The sequence below is a fragment of the Vibrio xiamenensis genome (assembly GCF_900100015.1).
In the GTDB taxonomy this organism is placed as follows: Bacteria; Pseudomonadota; Gammaproteobacteria; order Enterobacterales; family Vibrionaceae; genus Vibrio; species Vibrio xiamenensis.
In genome coordinates, this window is record NZ_FNDD01000002.1 from 176784 (window position 1) to 196967 (window position 20184).

Genomic DNA, 20184 nt, shown 5'->3' on the forward strand with positions numbered 1-20184 from the left:
TTAGAGCAGAAATGATGGCAAAAAATCCCGGCGAAAAACGCTGACGCCGGGTGAGATTAACATTCTGGATCTCTCATAACAGGGAGTGTTTTAATCACATTGAGTTAATGCGGATATTTAGCGCTCAACGGCCTGCGGCTCTGCCAACTGATTACGTTTTAGCTGGCTTTGATAATAACTGGCATACGGCGGACGATTGACATATTGACCATCGCCCGGCGCGGTTTTCAGCTCGCCCTGCTGCCAGGCAATTTTGCCCGCACAGATGGTGGTGTCGGGTACGCCGCTTACTGCCATTCCTTCAAAAATATTGTGCTCGATTTTGGAATACTGAGTTTCACTTGATAGAGTTTTGGTTTTGCTCGGGTCCCACACCACGATATCGGCATCAGAACCCACCGCAATGGTGCCTTTTTGCGGGAACAGATTGAAAATCTTGGCGCTGTTAGCCGAAGTAATAGCAACAAACTCATTGGCTGTTAATCTGCCCTGATTAACGCCTTTTTCCCACAGCACCATCATTCGCTCTTCAACCCCTGCTGTGCCGTTCGGGATCTTAGTGAAATCCTCTTTGCCCATCGCTTTTTGCGCTGTACAGAAAGCGCAGTGGTCGGTCGCTGTGGTTTGCAATACGCCGCTTTGCAGAGCGTTCCAAAGCGCTTCTTGATGCTTTTTAGGGCGAAACGGTGGGCTCATCACATGCGCGGCGGCCAGGTTCCAATCTTGGGATTGATACACGCTGTCATCGACCACCAAATGCCCAGCCAAACATTCACCAAACACAATTTGTCCTTTGTTTTTGGCGTATTTGATGGCTTCAACCGAATCTTCAACTGACACATGCACCAGGTAGATCGGTGCGCCAAGCGTACCAGCAATGTTAATGGCACGACTCGCCGCTTCCCCTTCCACTTTCGGCGGACGCGACAACGGATGCGCCTCAGGGCCAGTGATGCCTTTTTCCATTAACTGCTGCTGCAGATGAAACACCAGCTCGCCGTTTTCGGCGTGAACGGTTGGAATGGCGCCAAGCTCCAAACAACGGCTAAAGCTGGCAACCAAAATATCGTCGGTAGCCATAATGGCATTTTTGTACGCCATAAAGTGCTTGAAGCTGTTAACCCCATGCTGTTCAACCAAGGTTTTCATATCAGCATGCACCGAATCATCCCACCACGTAATCGCGACATGAAACGAGTAATTGCACTGAGCCTTTTGCGCCCAATCACGCCATTGGTGGTAAGCTTCAAGCAGAGGTTGCTGCGGATTTGGAATCACAAAATCGATGATGGTGGTCGTCCCGCCAGCCAGCGCTGCACCGGTGCCTGAGGCAAAATCGTCCGCCGCTACCGTACCCATAAATGGCAACTGCATATGAGTGTGCGGGTCGATACCGCCGGGCATCACCAATTTGCCATTGGCATCAACCACATCGTCGACATCGCTAATCTTAAGGTCTGGGCCAACTTCGACGATTTTACCGTCTACGCAGTAGACATCGGCGACAAACGTTTGTTCGTGAGTGACGACCGTGCCGCCTTGAATTAATAATTTCATGCTCTTCCCTCTTTGCCCATAAGCAGTACGCTTATGGGCATCATTCATCCATGGTTAGGCTTTTTTGAATCCTGATGTGCGCATCACAGGCTGCGGCTGAAACTGCGAGACTAAATAATAAATCACCGCACCTGAGGCAACGCCGGTAAACCAGCCGTAGTTATAAAACCAAGTCATGACATCAAACGTGATGGCGATGATGGTCAGCAGCACTGGCACAAAAAACGCTACAAAACCCGCAACATTGATGGCGGGATAAGCGTTTTCTTTGTACAGCGCAACAATATCAAGCTGTTGTTTCTTAACAATAAAGTAATCAACAATCATGATACCGGCGATCGGACCAAGCAGGCTGGAGTAGCCAAGCAACCAGTTGGAATACATCGCCTCAACGCTGACATCTGACTCCACCCAACCCATCTTTTTGATAAGCTCCCAACTCATCAGCAAAATGCCAATCACACCAGTTAACAAAACGCCTTTGGTATGGTTTATCTGCTTGGGTGCAATGTTTTGAAAATCGTTGGTTGGTGATACCACATTGGCTGCTGTATTGGTTGACAGCGTAGCAATCACAATTAAAACCATGGCGACAAACACCCAAAACGGGCTGTCAATCTGACCAATCAAAGTAATGGGGTCAGAAATGGTTTGCCCAAATAACGTGGTCGATGCCGCGGTTAGCACCACGCCAAGCGCAGCAAAAAAGAACATCGTTAGAGGCAGGCCAATAATTTGCCCGACCACCTGATCCTTTTGCGATTTCGCGTAGCGGCTAAAATCAGGGATATTGAGTGACAGGGTCGCCCAGAATCCAACCATTGCGGTTAACCCGGCAAAAAAGTAACTGGCAAAGCCGGCATCGGCTGGACGGCTTGCAGGCGTTGCCAGTAACTCGGTATAGGAGACTTTGTCACTTGCCCACAGCATCAAACCAAGCCCCACTAGCAGCAATAGCGGTGCCGACAGCGTTTCCAGCCATTTGATCGATTCTGCGCCTTTAAGCACTACGCCAATGTTCAGCGCCCAAAAGATAAAGAAGCCAAACACCTCCCCGACACTGCCAAGACTTGCCCAGCCATCTGACAACTCTGAGAGCATCAAGTGAATCGCCAAGCCGCCAAACATGGTTTGAATCCCAAACCAACCGCACGCGACCAAACCGCGAATTAAGCACGGCACGTTAGAGCCCAAAATGCCAAATGACGAGCGCAGCAGTACCGGAAATGGCACCCCGTATTTGGTGCCGGCGAACGCGTTGAGCGTTAGAGGAATCAGCACCACAATGTTGGCTACCAGAATGGTAAACAGAGCTTCGGTAACCGACAGCCCAAAATAGGCGGTTAATACGCCGCCCAATGTGTACGTTGGTACACAAATCGACATCCCGACCCACAGCGCGGCAATGTTGAATTTACTCCAAGTGCGTTCTTTTACTTTGGTGGGCGCCAAATCTTCATTGAAATATTTGCTCTGGGCTAAATCCTGCCCAACGTCCAACTCATAAAAGTCTCCGACTTTATTTAGTTTGCTATCCATGATCGTTTCCTCATCCAATTGAGTGTTATGGTCTGCGTGATCAGCTCGCAGACTCGCAAAGCGTTTGTTGCTGCTCGGTGGCGATACGACGACTCGCCTCTAACATGGTGTGCAACAATACATTCGCCCCCGCTTCGCATTCCTCGGGCGATGTATTTTCAATTTCATTGTGACTGATGCCGTTTTCACATGGCGTGAAGATCATTCCGGTAGGGACAATATCGGCCATGTAGCAAGCATCGTGTCCAGCGCCAGCGTAGATATCCATGTTGGAGTAACCGAGCGCTTCGGCGGCCTTTTTCACATCGTCAGAGGCGCTAAATTCCACCGGCGCGAAATACCAGAAGTGGTCAACACTAATGTCAATATTGCGCTCGCTCGCCACCTCAGCGCAAAAGCTTTGGAATACCTCATCCATCTCTTTAAGCACATCGGCGTTAGGGTTGCGTAAGTCAACGCTAAAGGTCACTTCACCGGGAATCACGTTGCGCGAGTTAGGATAAACTTGGACAAAGCCAACCGTGCCAAGACCGTTTTCATAGCGATGCGCCAGCGCTTCCACTTCGGCCATGATCTTGGCGCTGGCCACCATGGCATCATTGCGCAGATACATAGGCGTTGTGCCAGAATGCGACTCACGGCCTTTGACCGTCACGTTGTACCAACGAATACCTTGGCCAAGGCGTACCACACCAATGGTTTTGTCTTGATCTTCAAGAATCGGACCTTGTTCGATGTGAGTCTCAAAGAACGCACCGAAGTGGCGACTGCCCGGTTTGGCCTCGCCCAGATAGCCAATTTTCTCCAGCTCATCTTTAAGGCGAATTCCATTCACGTCAGTTTTATTCAGCTCAGTTTCGAGATCAAAGCGGCCAACATACACCCCAGAACCTTGCATCGCCGGCTGAAAACGCGAGCCTTCTTCGTTGGTCCAAACGGTAAACTCCATCGGCGTTTCCGTTTCAATATTGTGTTCATGCAGCGTGCGCAGAACTTCAACGCCAGCCAATACACCAAACACACCATCAAACTTGCCGCCCGTTGGCTGAGTATCGAGGTGACTGCCAGTGGCCACCGCTGGCAATTCATTGTTCTTCCCGGCGCGACGGGCAAAAATATTGCCAAAGCAGTCAAAACTGACTTCGCAGCCGCACGCTTCGCACCAACTGACAAACAAATCCCTCGCTTTACCATCCAGTTCCGTAGCCGCGAGGCGGTTACAGCCACCTTTCGCGGTTAAGCCAAACTGCGCCATTTCCATCAAGCTGTTCCAAAGACGCTCGCCATTCACTCTTAGATCTTGCATATAACATCCTTTTCTCTCTGTCAGACCTAGCCCTGCTAGGTGTTTTCCTCCGAGCGGAGTACAACAGGCTCACTCGGGACAATACGCACATTCTGTTTGGTCGTTCTCGTCATTTACCAAATGGTAAAACTTGAAAGCAAAAAAATTCTGGCTGATGCATATGACCCATTGCGATGGGCTTCGCTGTGCAGCAGCCAGATTGTGTCGCGATGCGCTAGAACGCTCGAATTAGCGCTCTATTTTACGACAATCGCTTACGTTCGTTTTTAGTCGTCTTCGGAGTAACTTGGGAACGAAAATTGTGTTCCATCTTGTACTCCACGCGACGGCCAGCGCTGGGTAATGGCTTTGCGGCGAGTATAGAAACGCACCGAATCCGGTCCATAGGCATGCAAATCGCCAAACAGTGAACGTTTCCAACCGCCAAAACTGTGATAGGAAACTGGCACCGGTAGCGGTACATTAATACCCACCATGCCGACCATGACATGGTCTGAGAAGTAACGTCCCGCTTCACCATCGCGAGTAAATATGCAGGTTCCATTCCCGTATTCGTGCTCATTAATGAGACGCACCGCCTGCTCTAGAGTCTCAACCCTTACCACCACTAGCACTGGGCCAAATACTTCTTGCTGATAAATGGTCATTTCTGGTGTGACATTGTCAAACAAGGTACCGCCTAAAAAGAAGCCCGCTTCATACTGTGGCACACTCTTGGTGCGACCATCGACCACCAAAGAAGCACCTTGCTCAATTGCTTGATCGATATAACCAATCACTTTTTGCTTTTGTGCGCCGGTAATGATCGGTCCCATTTCATTGCTGTTGTCGGTACCCGGCCCGACTTTGAGCGCTTCCACTTTTGGCGCCAATTTCGCCACCAGCGCATCGGCAACCTTATCGCCAACCGTTACCGCCACCGAAATCGCCATACAGCGCTGGCCACAAGAACCGAATGCCGCGCCCATCAATGAGTTAGTCACCACATCTAAATCGGCATCTGGCAATATCACGGCGTGGTTTTTAGCGCCGCCAAGGGCTTGGCAACGTTTGCCTTGTGAAGCGCTACGCTCATAAATCGCCTCGGCAATCGGTGTCGAGCCGACAAAACTCACCGCTTGAACTTCTGGCGCATCGATCAACTGATTGACCACATCAACGCCGCCATTCACTACGTTTAACACACCTTTTGGCAATCCCGCTTGTTGAGCAAGTTCTGCGATATACAGCGCCGAACTTGGGTCACGCTCTGACGGTTTCAAAATAAAGCAGTTACCGCACATGATTGCCGAGGGCCACATCCAAAGCGGTACCATGGCTGGAAAGTTAAACGGCGTAATACCGACCACCACACCAAGGGCGTAAAATTCGCTCCAAGCATCAATTTTGGTGCCGACATTGCGGCTGTGCTCACCTTTAAGCAGCTCTGGAATACCGCAGGCGTATTCGACATTTTCAATCCCGCGTGCAAGTTCGCCTTTAGCATCACTGAGCACTTTACCGTGCTCAAGCGTGATCAATTCGCAGATTTTGTCTTGGTTTTGCTCAAGCAGCTGCTTAAAGCGATACATAATTTGCGCGCGCGCGGCTGGCGGCGTCGCCGCCCAAGCTGGGAACGCTTGTTTGGCGCTGGAAATCGCCTGTTCGACAACTTGAGGGCTAGCCATTGCAAGCTCGGCGCACACCTCTCCCGTTGCGGGGTTATACACTGGCTGCGTACTCGCGCCATCGTTAAGCCGTTCACCATCGATAAGATGGCCAATTTGTTGAGTCATGATTTTTCCTTGTTGTTATAGATACACTCTGTGTGGGTACAACTATTTCCTGTGGGTATAGCAATTTTTTTAGGTATAACGATTTTTCTTTGCAAAGGATAACGAAGGTAATTGCCCATACGTGGCAATCACCTTAGTTAATGCACCTTAACTGACGCTGTTGATTGCTTCGCCCATGGCGTCCACCAATCGGTCGATTTCATGCGTTTGGCTGCAAAACGGCAGACCGAGTTGCAATGTGTCGCCGCCATAGCGAACATAAAAGCCTTGCTGCCATAAGCGCTGCGCGATTTCAAACGGACGAATAGCAGCGTCGCCATCACGATGGGCTATCGACAACCCAGCGGCAAAGCCAAAATTACGAATATCAAGTAGATGATTGGCGCCTTTAAGCGAGTGAATCGCGCGTTCAAAATGGCCTGAAAGCTCCGCCACTTGCGCGATATATTGATTTTTCTCGAGCAGATCTAAGGTCGCCAAAGCCGCAGCGCAAGCAACTGGGTGACCAGAATAGGTGTAGCCGTGTGGCAATTCGATGTTGTGCGCCGCACCTGCGTTATCCATATAAGCTTGGTAGATGTCATTTTTGACCATCACCGCGCCCATTGGCACACAACCATTGGTGATCTGTTTGGCGCTGCAGATCATATCTGGCACCACATCAAAGGTTTGCGCAGCAAAGTAATTACCTGTGCGGCCAAAGCCGGTAATCACTTCATCAAAAATCAGCAAAATATTGTGTTGGGTACAGATCTCGCGTAAGCGTTTTAGGTACCCTTTCGGCGGAACAATCACTCCGGCAGAGCCTGACATCGGCTCCACAATCACCGCAGCAATATTGGACGCATCATGCAGCGCAACTAGCTCTAAAAGCTCATCGGCAAGTTCAGCGCCCTGCTCTGGCATACCGCGACTGAACGCTTGTTGAGCTTGCCAGGTGTGCGGCAGGTGATCCGCTTCCATCGCTTGGCCCCACAATTTACGGTTTCCGCCAATACCACCAAAACTGATGCCGCCCCAACTGGCGCCGTGATAGCCTTTAGCGCGACCAATAATGCGCGTTTTGGTCGGTTGACCATTAACGCGCCAATACGCTCGTGCAATTTTGGTTGCGGTATCGGTCGCCTCAGAACCTGAGTTGACGTAAAACACTTTGTCTAGGCCCTGTGGAGTCAGCTCAGTCAGGCGCTCAGCCAACTCAAACGCTTTAGGATGACCGTATTGAAACGCCGGCGCGTAGTCGAGCTCACGCAACTGCTCGCCCACCGCTTGAGCGATTTCGGGATGATTATGCCCCATACCGCAGGTCCAAAGCCCAGATAAGCCATCAAAGATTTCACGACCTTTGTCATCAATGTAGTAAGCCCCTTTTGCCCCGACGATCATGCGAGGGTCGGCTTTGAATTGACGGTTAGACGTATAGGGCATCCAATATGCATCGAGCCCTTTCTGTGTGACTTGCTTATCCATAAAATCCCAGCTCCTTGACGGTTTTCGCGCCCAATGGCGTGAAGTAAAATCACTTTATGCAAGTTTATTTGTTTGATAAATTACAAATTATCGAAGCAAAGATTGATGTTTATGAAACAATGAAAGCGTTACTAGGACAGTTAACCGATGCCGATATTCGCTTGCTGCGGGTGTTTATGGCAGTGGTCGAATGCGGCGGTTTAAGCGCGGCAGAGATGGAACTCAACATTGGTCGTTCGACCATCAGTCGGCATTTGAAAGACCTTGAAATGCGCCTAGGTTTGGTGCTGTGTCATCGCGGCCGAGCCGGTTTTTCATTAACCAGTGAAGGCGAAAATATCTACAACGCCGCCAAACATTTAGTCAAATCACTCGAAGATTTTCGACATCAAGTCAACGATTTACATCAAACACTCAAAGGCCGCTTGGTGATTGCGATGTTTGATAAAACCATCACTAATCCTGAGTGTCGAGTTAATCAAGCCATCGCCCAATATGTTGAGCAAGCACCGGATGTGCTGATCGAAATCCACGTCTTGCCAGTTAATGAAATCGAGCGTGGCGTATTAGAAGGTGCCTACCATGTGGGTGTGATTCCGCCCCATCGCCGCTCGGCCAGCTTGCACTACATGCCGCTGTTTGGAGAGCAGATGCACCTCTACTGCGGCAAAGGCCATGCGTTTTTTTCTCAAACTCACGTGATTGATGAACAGGCGATATTGTCAGAGCCCTACGCCGGGCTAAGTTTTAGCAGTCCCAATATGGAAACTGGTCGCCACTTAGGATTGCAAAAGCGCGCCGAGGCCACCGACCAAGAAGGCATCGCCACTTTGATTGGCTCTGGACAGTATGTCGGATTTCTACCGGATCATTTTGCTCAATCGTTGGTAGACGAAGGAATGTTAGCTAAAATAAACAATCCAAAGTTTGCCTATCATTGTGAATTTACTGCGATTCATCGCAAATCACCTAAGCCGCCGCGGTTAGTGCAGCAATTCCTCAGTGCCTTAGAACAAACAAAAATTATTTAGACGTTGGATTTACCTATGGCTCGCCCTACAGTTTCTCATCAGCAAGGCTCACGCCAATCAAAAACGGCCGCCCCTTCTGCTTCTCGAATCGCCATGGAGCAGCGTATTTTACGCGGCGCTGAACAGGTTTTTGCCGAATACGGTTTTCGCGGCGCCTCAATGGATCGCATCGCCAATCACATCGGCATTTCAAAGCAGAACGTGATTTACTATTTTTCATCCAAAGAGACCTTATACCGCACGGTATTGCAACATATCGTCAATTTGTGGCTCGAAAGTATGTCGTTTTGCGAAGACGATGCTCAATCCCCTCAAACGGTGATCGCCAATTACATTCAAGGCAAGCTTAGACTGTCTCGCGACTATCCCGACGCCTCAAAAGTGTTTGCCCAAGAGATAATTTCAGGCGCACCGATGATAAAATCCTACTTACAAAAAAACCTCAAACCGCTGTTTGAACGCGATGTCGCCTTAGTACGCCAATGGATTGATAACGGTTACTTGCGCGCATTTGAACCCGAACACCTGTTCTTTGCTATCTGGTCAGCCACCCAAACCTACGCCGATTTCTCAGCGCAAATTCAGCTGGTGATGAACAAAAGCCAACTTGATGAACAGGACTTTGATGCAGCCACAGAGTTTTTGACTCAGATGATTCTGCGCGGCATTGTTGCGCCCGAAACGGCGTAATTTATAAATCTCACCAAAGTAGCGCAGGGATCATTATTTTTAGCCTTTTCTCTGCGCTGCCCTACGACGTACTGTGTGACCATGGTCATGATCCGCGGCGCAGCGACGTCGGCGATTTTTTCGCCACTCAAAATACTTGCAACCATATGCACTATCAGCCGTTGCGCGTATTTTCCGACCGTCAACACAATCAAAAAAACTTCGTCAGAAATGTCTTTTTAGCCGCAAATAGCACCAAATTGGCGCATTTAAGCACCAAAATAAACATCAAATTTTGACTTTACCATTTGGTAAAAACCGTGCTAACAATAATTTATACCAAATGGTAAAACTTTCGTCATTGGCGTATTTGCCAGCGAAAGCCGTTGTTGCTTACGCCATTACTGCATACGGATTTGCAGTGTTGCTCAAAGGATTGAGATCATGACTATGCTAACTCGCCAACAGGCTTACCAATTGCCGATGACACCCCACCAGCACGCCGAGCTGTATGAAAAAGCGCGAAGCGTGCGCAATGAGCATTGGGGTGACACCATCACCTATTCGCGCAAAGTGTTCATTCCCTTGACCAATATGTGCCGTGATAGCTGCCGCTACTGTACGTTTGTAAAAACGCCGCAATCTGGACAGGCGCATCTAATGACGCCTCAAGAGGTACTAACGACTGCACTGCAAGGCCAACAAATGGGATGTAAAGAGGCCCTGTTCAGCTTGGGTGAACGTCCGGAAAAGCGTTATGTGTTAGCGCGTGAACAATTGAAAGCGCAAGGCTATCACAGCACTTTGGATTACTTGCACGATATGGCGCAACTGGTGCTTGATAACAGTTTGTTAGTACCGCACATCAACGCCGGAGCGCTAAGCTACGACGAGTTAAAAGCGCTGCGCCCGGTCGCAGGTTCCATGGGCATGATGCTGGAAAGCCTGACCGACAAGCTAATGCAGCGCGGCGAAGCCCATCACGGCTGCCCAGACAAAACACCCAAACGCCGGCTGGCAACGCTCAAAGCCGCTGGACAGCTCAATATTCCCTTTACTACCGGGCTATTGATTGGCATCGGTGAAAGTTGGCAAAGTCGCATTGATAGCTTGTTTGCGATTAATGAATTGCACCTGCAATACGGCCACATTCAAGAAGTGATCATTCAAAATTTCCGTGCCAAATCCGGCACCGCAATGGCGAATTCATCAGAGCCAAGCCTTGAAGACATGATGCTGACTCTGGTTGCAGCAAGGCTCATTCTTGACCCGAGCATCAGTTTGCAAGCGCCGCCCAATCTTGAGCAAGCACACCAAAACTACCTCGATGCAGGCATCAACGATTGGGGTGGCATCTCACCGCTGACTCGCGATTTTATCAATCCCGAACGCGCATGGCCGCAAATCTCGACCTTGGCCCAAGGCTGTGAAAACGCCGGATTTACCCTCAAAGAACGCCTGACCGTCTACCCGGCTTACTTGCGCAATGAAGCTCGGTATCTTGCGCCATCTATCGCCGCGCGCCTAAGGCCAATGACGCGAAATGGACTCGCCGCCGAGCAGTGCCATATAGGCGGTCACAGCGAATTGGCATCTTGCCGCTAAGTGGTATTTCAAACCTAAGTTAAGGAGGACTTATGTTTTCAACCCAACTCGAAACCGAACATCGACGGCCCAAAGCCTCAGAGCCCAATGACGTCATTCACTGGTCTCGTCTATCGACCAACATCGCAGCGATTTTGCGTCAAGCTTTGCAAGGCGAGGCCATTTCGGCTGCGCAAGCTGAGCAGCTTTTTTACACCCAAGGCGTCGATTATCAAGCAGTATTGACCACGGCAGATCTGCTGCGTCAGCGCCATTGCGGAGACAAAGCCAGCTTTATCATCACGCGCAACATCAACTTTACCAACGTCTGTTATATGGCGTGTAAATTCTGTAATTTTTCCAAGTCGATAAAAGACGCCGAGGCCGAATTTCTCTCGGTTCAGGAAGTGGTCAATCGCGCCATCGAAGCTGCCCAGCGCGGCGCAACTGAAGTCTGCATTCAAGGTGGCTTGCACCCACAGATGCGCGCCGATTTTTATCGCAACATTTTACTTGGCATCAAAGCGGTGCTGCCCGACATGCATATTCACGCTTTCTCTCCGTTTGAAGTTTGGTATGGCGCGCGCAAAGCCAAAGTCACTTACCGCGAGTTTCTCACTGACTTAAAACAGTGTGGCCTCGATACCATGCCCGGCACTGCAGCGGAAATTCTTGACGTTGAAGTACGCAAGCAACTGACGCACAACAAACTCTCAACTGAAGAGTGGGTAGAGATCATTAAAACCGCTCATCAGGTAGGAATCAAAACCACCGCCACCATCATGTACGGCCATATCGATTCACCCAAACATTGGGCCGTTCACCTTAACCTGCTGCGTGAGATTCAACGAGAAACCGGCGGCTTTACTGAATTTGTGCCACTTGGCTTTATTCACTATAAAACAAAACTTTATAACGAAAACCCAAGCCAAGTTCGCCCCGGGCCAACCCGTGAAGAGCATTTTAAAATGCACGCTATCGCGCGAATTATGCTGCAAGGTGAAATCAACAATATTCAGGCATCGTGGGTGAAAATGGGCCACGACGTCGCCTCGCAAATGTTACGCTGCGGCGCCAATGACCTTGGCGGTACCTTGATGAATGAAAGCATTTCGCGCGCCGCTGGCGGTGAGAATGGCCAAGAAGTTGAGCCGCAAGATATGATTGAGCTCATCCATCAAGCGGGGCTTAGTGCGTATCAACGTAACACTCGCTACCAAGTCGTGCATGATTATCAGCACACCGAAAGAGAGCTCTCGACAAACGCTGTACTCCCAGCACTAGAAATAGCCCGCTTCGGAGCCAGCCTATGAGCGAGCTAAACATCACCCTACTCGCTGGCGGTGTCGGCGGCGCTAAAGCCGCCGAAGGGCTGACACTTGGACCATATCGAAACGGGCTCAATATCATTGGTAACATTGGCGATGACCAGAGCTTTCATGGTTTATGGGTCTCCCCCGATATTGATACCTTGACCTATACCCTAGCTAACGCCATCGACCGTGACCAAGGTTGGGGGTTAAAAGGCGACAGTAAACGGGTGTTAAGTCAGCTACAAACTTTAGGCTGTGACACCTGGATGCAACTTGGCGACCTTGACTTTGCCACCCATATTTATCGCACCGTGCAGCGCCAGGCAGGGGTAAGACCCACTGAGATCGCCAGAGCGATTGCCCGTGGCTATCAGGTCGATGTGCCGATTTGGCTACCGACGGATCACACCGTTGCCACTAAACTCGACACTGAATCCGGCTGGCTGGATTTTCAGGACTACTTTGTTGGTGAGCGCTGCGCCCCTAAAGTTCGTCAAGTGTGTTATCACAACGCCCATTTAGCCACAGCCACGCCAGAAGCGCTGGCAGCCATTGACAATGCTCAGTTGATTGTCATTGCGCCAAGTAACCCACTACTCAGTATTGGTGCCATTTTAGCCATTCCGGGCATTCGCAGCGCCATCGAGCAAAGCCGCGCGCCGGTGATTGCCATTTCGCCGCTGATCGCGGGTCAAGCGATGAAAGGCCCTGCAGCCAAACTGATGCAAGAGCTGGATATGCGCCCCGATTGCCTTGGCATTGCCCAATTCTATCAGGGCTTAATTGACCTTTTGGTGATTGACGAAAGCGATGCGCACTTAGCGCCCGCGATCGAAAAGCTCGGCATTCAAACCCTGCAAACGGCGATTGTGATGAACGAACCCAGCGACCGAGAGCACAAAATGCGCACCATAATCACCATGGCGAGCCAACAACTTGGCATTCACCTCTCTGCGAGGGCGTGCGCATGAGCGAACAACTTACCTTCACCAACGCCCAGTCAGTTAGCTCGAAAAAATATGCGCTCAATATCGTGATACCGATGAAAGGCGTGCAGCGCGCAAAGCAGCGGCTTAAGCATGTGCTGAGCGTATCGCAGCGCGAAACGCTAGCGCTGACGCTTTACACCAACACCTTACGTTTTGTCACCGAGCACTATTCGCAGTATGAGTTACTGGTCGTCACCGACGATGAGCATATTGCCAGCTTTGCTCGTAAGTTTGGCGCTAAGGTGCTGCGCGAGCCGCAAGGTGCCCTTGGTCTTAACGCTGCATTAAAGCGTGCAACCCAATGGAGCCTTGCGCGCGGCTTTGACCATCAGCTGATCATGCCCGCCGATATTGGCGAATTGGATAAGCGCGAACTCGATGCGGTGATCGAAGCTGGATTTTGCGGCCATGACGTGGTGATCGCCCGTGCCAAAGACTTAGGTACCAACGCATTAATGACCACGCCGCCCGATGCCATTCACCCTTGTTTTGGCGCGCGTTCGGCGCTCACTCACGCCAAGCTGGCCGAACAGCAATCACATCGTGTTGCACAGCTTGATTTGGAAAAGCTCAGTCTGGACATTGATGTCAGCAGCGACTTGGCCCGCTGGTCAATGCCTCTTAGCTCACAAGCGTTGAATACCAAGGAGATGTGTCATGAATAACCTGAAGCCTGTTACCCAACTTCGTCCGCGTTTGATGAGTATGTTTGCAATTGAAAATTTGCCGGATTTCACGCCCGGCATGGATTTGAGCGCCGAAATCATTGCCGCGCTTGATGCTCAAGGCGAGTCCTTACAAGCCTTCGACATTTTGGTTATCGCCCATAAAGCAGTATCTAAATGTGAAGGCGCGGTTTATCAGCTTGAAGAAATTGAACCCAGCAGCGAAGCCATCAAACTTGCACAAGCGGTCAACAAAGACCCGCGCAAAGTCGAAGTCATTTTGCGCCAGTCGCGGCGCATTGTGCGCCACATTAAACGCCCCAATCAAGATGAAGGCATCATCATCGCCGAACACAAATTGGGGTTTATTTGCGCCAACGCCGCGGTGGATGAGTCAAATGCCGACAAGCCCGGGCAACTCATCACCCTACCCGACGACCCAGACCAGAGCGCTCAGCGATTGTGCTCAGCGCTTGAAACCCACTACCAAGTAGAACTTGGCATGGTGATCAGCGACACCTTTGGTCGCCCGTGGCGAATGGGCCAAACCAATGTTGCTATTGGTGTTGCCAACGTACCGGCGATCAAATCGCTGTTTGGCGAACAAGATGCGTGGGGAAGACCACTCAAAGTCACCGCCCCGGCGTTTGCCGACGAACTTGCCGCAGCCTCAGGGCTATTGATGGATAAGGAAGCCAAATGCCCCGTGATGGTGTTTCGCGGCCTTAGCTGGACTCGCCAACACAGCCACATTTCTCAACTTATTCGTCCCAAACAAGAGGATCTGTTTCGATGACCAACTCAACCCAAATAGCCATTATTGGCGGCACAGGCCCACAAGGCAAAGGGCTGGCGCTGCGCTTTGCGATGGCTGGCATTCCGGTCGTGCTCGGCTCACGCGACGGGCAAAAAGCCGCGCAGACTGCAACTGAACTTAACCAGCTTTTAGGTCCACACTGCCCACCGATTACTGGCAGCGATAACCAAAGCGCAACCGAACTTGCTGGTGAACTGGTGATACTTTCTGTTCCATACAGTGCCCATCGCGCAACGCTTAGCGATCTCAAACCGCAACTGACAGGCAAAGTGTTGATTGACATCGTTGTGCCGCTGGCACCCGGCAATCCCAAAGCGGTGCAAATGCCAGCCGAAGGGTCTGCTACCGAAGAAGCGCAAGCGCTGCTTGGCGATGATATTCCGGTGGTTGGCGCTTTGCATAACGTCTCGGCGGTGACGCTTAACGACCTCACCCGCGCCATTAACTGCGATATTTTGGTGTGTGGCAATCAACTCGAGGCAAAGAAAAAAGTCATGGCGCTTATCAGTCAACTTGATGTCAGCACCTACAACGCCGGATTGGCAGAAAGCGCGCGTTGCATCGAAGCCATCACACCGATTTTGATTCGACTCAACATCTCCAAAGAGGTGCCCTTTAGTCATGCGGGCATTCGAATCGCTCCACCCTCACACTAATCAACTGCGAAAGGATCAAACAAATGGAATTTGGAATCACGTTTAAAGGCTTTGTTAGCCCCAACCGCGCGCGCAATTTGGTGCGCCAAGCAGAAGAAGCTGGCTTTGATTATTGCTGGTTCTACGATTCACATATTTTATGGCGCGAGTCGTTTGTCGCCATGGCGATGTGTATGGAGCACACCAAAACCATGCGCTTTGGCCCGTGCGTCACCAACCCCAATATTCGCGATTGGTCACTTGCAGCAAGCCTATACGCCAGCCTTGCGCTGCAAAGTGAAGGACGTTTTGATATCGGGCTTGGCCGCGGTGATTCGTCGATGCGCGTGATGGGCAAAAAGCCTGCGCCGCTATCACGCGTTGCCGAGTTCACTCACAAGGTCAAAGCTATGGTCAGCGGTGAAGAAGTCACTTACGGCGAGTGCGAAAATCCAGTCCAATTTCCGTGGGCAAACGGTTATGACCTTCCCGTATGGATTGCCGCCTACGGGCCAAAAGCACTCGCGACCGCAGGTGAACACGGCGATGGCCTAATTTTGCAAATTGGTGAGCCACAGCTGGTCAAATGGTTTGCTGATCAAGCCATCACTGCGGGTAAAGCGGCTGGGCGTGACATGAGCCAATTTAAAATCCAAGCCGCGGCGCCGGCCTATTTTGGCGATAAAGCCGAGTGCTTACAAAAAACCCGCTGGTTTCCTGCGATGGTGGGCAATCATGTCGCCGACATTGTTGAGAAGTACGGCACGGATTCTGGCTTAGTGCCAAAGAGCTTGACCGATTATATTGAGCAGCGCAAAGGCTATGACTATTCCAAACACGGCCAAAGTGATAACCCCTATTTAGATTTTATCAGCGATGAGATCATCGAGAGCTTTTCAGTACTAGGCAGTGTTGATCAGCATATTGCGAAGATTAAGCAGCTCAAGGAAGCGGGCGTGACTCAATACAACATTTATTTAGACAACGGCGATGAAGAAAACATTATCGCCCAATATGGTCAACACATTATCCCCGAGTTCAAAACGGCGAAATAATCGCGCGCCCTCTTCACCCTTATATTGACCACACTCCAATCCGACACCTGTGGTTAATTTCAATCCGGCTTAGTATTCTCTCTTAGCTAAGCCGGATTTTTTACTTTATAACTGGCGATAGCGCACCTGATTACGCCCCATTTTTTTGGCTTCGTACAAGGCTTTATCAGCCATCGCCACAGAAGCATCGGGCAACGCAGAAAACAAACATTCCGTCACACCAAAACTTGATGTAAAAGACACTTTTTTACCTTTATAATCAAACCAGCTGTTTTCACAGCGACTGCGCATTCGCTCAGCCACTTGCATCGCGGTGTCTAAATCCGCACCCGGCAAGAACACAACAAACTCTTCGCCGCCATAACGCGCCGCAATATCGGTATCACGAATCGACTCACGAATGATCGACTCGAAATGCAGTAGCCCTTGATCCCCGGCATCATGACCGTAGGTATCGTTCACCTTCTTGAAGTAATCAATATCAGCAATGATGATGCTGCCGCAGCCATGAGAGTCTTTTAAGTGAGCAAAATAGTCCTTCATGCGCTCAAAAAAGGCGCGTCGATTGAGCATATTGGTCAAGCTGTCTTTCTGCGCGATTTGCATCAAATCTTGGTTGTTATCGATCATATAACTGGCGAGCAAAAAGATGCTTTGCCCGCAAATAAACGCTGGAGCAAACACCAAGTGGAAAATAATGTCGTCAACGGTAATATCTAAGAAAGACAATTTATCTTTAGGAATGACCGCCATACCGAAAAGGTTTAAAAACAGGATCAATAATATGGTGATGGCCAAACACACATCAGCGAAGTTGGGTTTGGGCTGACGCGTAACTAACAAGGTGATGTTGATAAGGGAAATTAAGATTGAAAAGCAAATGGTTAAAATTAACGTCGACTGGCCGAGCCAATACAATAAGCCATAGCAAACGGCGATAAAATAACACACCCGCTCCACATTGAGTTTTGAAAAGCGAATTGCCAGACCAATTACAAATAACAATTGATGTATGGCAGTGACTGCTATTAATTCAATTTCATATAATTTACTCGCTTGTTCACCTAAATTACCCACCATCAAAGCGCTGATAATACCAGTCAGAAAAAATCCACTGAAATGGGGTTTGGCTTTGCGTTTATCTTTGGGTTCACGAATTAATTGAATCGCAACCAGTCCAAAAATGCTCACCATAACCGACGCGATGGCTAAAGCAGTATGAGCTTGCATGTACCTATCCAAAAATAACCTCTTGTTTAAAAGATAGCTGCTCGTTGCTTTAACCTTGAATTTTATTGTGCCAGCAACCTAAGTGTCTGATCATATCGGTCAAAACAATTCACTAAATGGTGTCGTTCCTAGCTCAACTAACGTGTTGGATGCCAAACCAAATCGAGGCGACGCTGGCGATATAAAGATTAATTTTTCACTCTTTTACCGCCGCCTTGGGTATATAAAACAGATTAAATATGAGTGGTGAATATAGACGATTAATCTCATTCATCATATTTACAACTTATGCTTGATTTTAATCAACTCAAACAATTGCGAAACCGTTTTATTATCATTATCAATAAAACATCACATTTAGATATCAAATCATTATCTAAATACCAACATAATAAGGTCACCCCATGAAAGCTCTCTTGAATTTTATCGACACCACATTTGATAACCCAGACCTAGGCAAACTGGTTTTACGCGTCAGTTTCGCAGCGATGTTCTTACTCCACGGAATTCACAAAGTCTTTGGCGGCACAGCTTTCATTCAAGGCTTGCTCGAACAGCACGGCGTGCCAGGATTTGTGGCTTACGGCGTTTATCTTGGTGAAGTTGTGGCGCCGATTCTATTGATTCTTGGCCTGTTTACGCGTGTAGCGGCGATTTTCGTCATTGGTACTTGTGGCTTTGTATTTTGGCTGATGCACGGCGGCGACTTGTTCACACTAAATAAACTCGGCGCGTGGGCAGCAGAAGATATTGGCGTTTATCTGTTCTCTGCGATTGCGATTTTGCTTTTAGGCCCAGGTAAATATGCCCTTGAAGGTACCAAACGTTCATCATCCATTTGATGCTTAAGGTGAATGCATACACTTAAGATGTATGGCACCCAGACCTTAAAACAGAGAAGGCGAGCTTAAAGCTCGCCTTCTCTATAATTGCCCCTAATTATTTCTGCCCACTATACATCACGCCGATTATATTGATGGTTTGTGGTGTTTTTTCCTTCTATCTTGCTGATATCTCTGCCATGAGCCACAATTATCCATAGCTAACTTGACGAAACTCAGGCAACATATTGTTACAGTTTTTTTGTTCATTCCATCAACCTTCATTCTTATGGATGCTCATCAGAGTGATTCCACGTCGTTACGCGGATTTTTATTGGGGAAAACTTTATGTCAGCCTATGACGCGCTGTGTTTAATCACTGCCTTGGCCGTTTTTATCTCATTGATAAATCATTACTTTGGTAAATTTCAAACCACAATTGCCATCACTGGATGGTCGCTTGCTATCTCAGCCACCCTGCTGTTTCTCAACTACACCGGTCTGGTGCCTTTAGAAAAAGAGCAAAAACTTATCGATATGCTGCAAAGCATTCAATTCGACGACTTTCTACTCAAAGGGGTGCTGGGCTTTTTACTGTTTGGCGGTGCGCTGAATATCGATTTAAGCCACTTACGCGACCAAAAATTTGAAATTCCTTGCCTCGCTTTTTGTGCAACGCTGATTTCAACCTTCTTTATCGGTGGCACGTTGTGGTACATCTTCTCACTGGTTGGTTTGCAGATTGACTTCATCTACTGCTGCTTATTTGGCGCCTTGATATCGCCGACCGACCCGATTGCGGTGCTGGCGATCGTCAAAAAACTCAACGCTCCGCAGCGCATATCAACCCAAATTGAAGGTGAGTCGCTGTTCAACGACGGCCTTGGTTTGGTAGTATTTTCCACCATCTTTACCATTGCATTTGGTCACTCAGCGCCGACCTTTGGCGGCGTTGCTAGCCTATTTATCCATGAAGCGATCGGCGGGATTGTGTTTGGTGCAGTACTTGGTTTTGTATTCCATTACTTGATTAAGAAAACGCACGACAGCATGATGCGTATGATCCTGACAATTCTAATCCCAACCGCCGGTTACGTGATTGGTGAGCACTTAGATGTGTCTGCGCCACTGGCAATGGTGGTTTCTGGCATCATGATCGGTAACTTCACCAAACCAGGTCTGAGCGACGTGGAATCGCATCAGTTAAGCCATTTGTGGGAATTGATTGATGAAATTCTCAATGCGGTGCTGTTCCTACTGATCGGCCTTATCATGTTGACGTTCACCTTCCACTACATCGATTTGGTGGCGGCCTTGATTGCGATACCTTTGGTACTTCTCAGCCGTTACATCAGTGTCAAAGCATGTTATATCGGCTTTAATCGCTTTCGTAGCTATAACCCAGAATCAGTGAAAATTCTGACTTGGGGCGGGCTGCGCGGCGGTCTTGCTCTCGCTATGGCAATGGCGATTCCGGTCGGTGTGAGCTCGGATTATGCCCAACATGTCGACATTCGCGAAATCATTGTAGTGATGACTTATGCTGTGGTGGTGTTCTCGATTCTGGTTCAAGCGTCGACTATCACACCGATGATTCAAAAAGCCAAAGCTTGGGAACAAGCGCGCGAACCAAAATCGGAAAACCGCGCCAAAGCTTGGCAAGAGCAAAACAGTAAAGCGCAATAAGCTGGCGCACTTTACTCGATAAAAAAGACGCCATTTGGCGTC

Annotated in this window: 17 protein-coding genes; 11 read left to right on the top strand and 6 right to left on the bottom strand. The window is 49.3% G+C overall.

All coding sequences use genetic code 11. The features are described from left to right. Positions 1-117: 117 nt before the first annotated feature. The 5 genes from hydA to aptA all read right to left on the bottom strand — a co-directional run bounded on the left by hydA (position 118) and on the right by aptA (position 7647). A complete protein-coding gene (gene hydA / locus BLS03_RS02455; protein WP_093269177.1) occupies positions 118-1557 on the bottom strand; it encodes a dihydropyrimidinase in 1440 nt (479 codons plus the stop codon). Positions 1558-1611: 54 nt separating this feature from the next. After that, positions 1612-3096 carry an NCS1 family nucleobase:cation symporter-1 gene (locus BLS03_RS02460; RefSeq protein ID WP_093269179.1) on the bottom strand — a complete coding sequence of 495 codons (1485 nt, stop codon included), beginning with the start codon at positions 3094-3096 and terminating at the stop codon, positions 1612-1614. A 40-nt stretch (positions 3097-3136) separates the two neighbouring features. Next, positions 3137-4402 (bottom strand): Zn-dependent hydrolase, encoded by a 1266-nt coding sequence (locus tag BLS03_RS02465; protein WP_093269182.1) that lies wholly within the window; start codon positions 4400-4402, stop codon positions 3137-3139. Between the two features lie 266 nt (positions 4403-4668). Then, positions 4669-6177 carry a CoA-acylating methylmalonate-semialdehyde dehydrogenase gene (locus tag BLS03_RS02470; RefSeq protein WP_093269185.1) on the bottom strand — a complete coding sequence of 503 codons (1509 nt, stop codon included), beginning with the start codon at positions 6175-6177 and terminating at the stop codon, positions 4669-4671. A gap of 147 nt (positions 6178-6324) precedes the next feature. Continuing rightward, positions 6325-7647: an omega-aminotransferase AptA gene (gene aptA / locus BLS03_RS02475; RefSeq protein WP_093269188.1), complete on the bottom strand. Its 1323-nt coding sequence runs from the start codon at positions 7645-7647 to the stop codon at positions 6325-6327. A gap of 119 nt (positions 7648-7766) precedes the next feature. Here aptA and BLS03_RS02480 point away from each other — a divergent pair, with 119 nt between their 5' ends. From BLS03_RS02480 to BLS03_RS02520, 9 genes are all read left to right on the top strand, one after another. Next, positions 7767-8678: a LysR family transcriptional regulator gene (locus BLS03_RS02480; RefSeq protein WP_093269575.1), complete on the top strand. Its 912-nt coding sequence runs from the start codon at positions 7767-7769 to the stop codon at positions 8676-8678. Positions 8679-8693: 15 nt separating this feature from the next. Beyond that, positions 8694-9368: a TetR/AcrR family transcriptional regulator gene (locus tag BLS03_RS02485; protein WP_093269191.1), complete on the top strand. Its 675-nt coding sequence runs from the start codon at positions 8694-8696 to the stop codon at positions 9366-9368. A gap of 423 nt (positions 9369-9791) precedes the next feature. Beyond that, positions 9792-10952 (top strand): 7,8-didemethyl-8-hydroxy-5-deazariboflavin synthase CofG, encoded by a 1161-nt coding sequence (gene cofG / locus BLS03_RS02490; RefSeq protein ID WP_218121977.1) that lies wholly within the window; start codon positions 9792-9794, stop codon positions 10950-10952. Positions 10953-10984: 32 nt separating this feature from the next. Further along, positions 10985-12244, top strand: a complete 1260-nt coding sequence (gene cofH, locus BLS03_RS02495; RefSeq protein WP_093269193.1) for a 5-amino-6-(D-ribitylamino)uracil--L-tyrosine 4-hydroxyphenyl transferase CofH — start codon at positions 10985-10987, stop codon at positions 12242-12244. After that, on the top strand, positions 12241-13215 hold the full coding sequence (locus tag BLS03_RS02500) for a 2-phospho-L-lactate transferase CofD family protein (protein WP_093269196.1): 975 nt from the start codon (positions 12241-12243) through the stop codon (positions 13213-13215). Before cofH ends, BLS03_RS02500 begins: the two co-directional genes overlap by 4 nt. Continuing rightward, complete coding sequence (gene cofC / locus BLS03_RS02505) at positions 13212-13898, top strand: 2-phospho-L-lactate guanylyltransferase (protein WP_093269198.1); 687 nt, start codon at positions 13212-13214, stop codon at positions 13896-13898. Before BLS03_RS02500 ends, cofC begins: the two co-directional genes overlap by 4 nt. Further along, positions 13891-14694 (top strand): coenzyme F420-0:L-glutamate ligase, encoded by an 804-nt coding sequence (cofE, locus tag BLS03_RS02510; RefSeq protein ID WP_218121978.1) that lies wholly within the window; start codon positions 13891-13893, stop codon positions 14692-14694. The genes cofC and cofE overlap by 8 nt, the downstream gene beginning before the upstream one ends. Then, positions 14691-15371: an NADPH-dependent F420 reductase gene (gene npdG / locus BLS03_RS02515; protein WP_093269201.1), complete on the top strand. Its 681-nt coding sequence runs from the start codon at positions 14691-14693 to the stop codon at positions 15369-15371. The genes cofE and npdG overlap by 4 nt, the downstream gene beginning before the upstream one ends. A gap of 23 nt (positions 15372-15394) precedes the next feature. Beyond that, positions 15395-16405 carry a TIGR03842 family LLM class F420-dependent oxidoreductase gene (locus BLS03_RS02520; RefSeq protein WP_093269204.1) on the top strand — a complete coding sequence of 337 codons (1011 nt, stop codon included), beginning with the start codon at positions 15395-15397 and terminating at the stop codon, positions 16403-16405. A 105-nt stretch (positions 16406-16510) separates the two neighbouring features. On the opposite strand, the gene BLS03_RS02525 is transcribed toward BLS03_RS02520, so the two are convergent. Then, the gene (locus BLS03_RS02525) at positions 16511-17635 is read right to left on the bottom strand and encodes a GGDEF domain-containing protein (RefSeq protein ID WP_093269207.1); all 1125 of its coding nucleotides are present in this window, start codon (positions 17633-17635) and stop codon (positions 16511-16513) included. Between the two features lie 404 nt (positions 17636-18039). On the opposite strand from BLS03_RS02525, the gene BLS03_RS02530 reads away from it, so the two are divergent. Both BLS03_RS02530 and BLS03_RS02535 read left to right on the top strand, forming a co-directional pair. Then, positions 18040-18477: a DoxX family protein gene (locus BLS03_RS02530; protein ID WP_093269211.1), complete on the top strand. Its 438-nt coding sequence runs from the start codon at positions 18040-18042 to the stop codon at positions 18475-18477. Between the two features lie 327 nt (positions 18478-18804). Then, complete coding sequence (locus BLS03_RS02535; RefSeq protein WP_093269214.1) at positions 18805-20142, top strand: cation:proton antiporter; 1338 nt, start codon at positions 18805-18807, stop codon at positions 20140-20142. Positions 20143-20184: the final 42 nt, after the last annotated feature.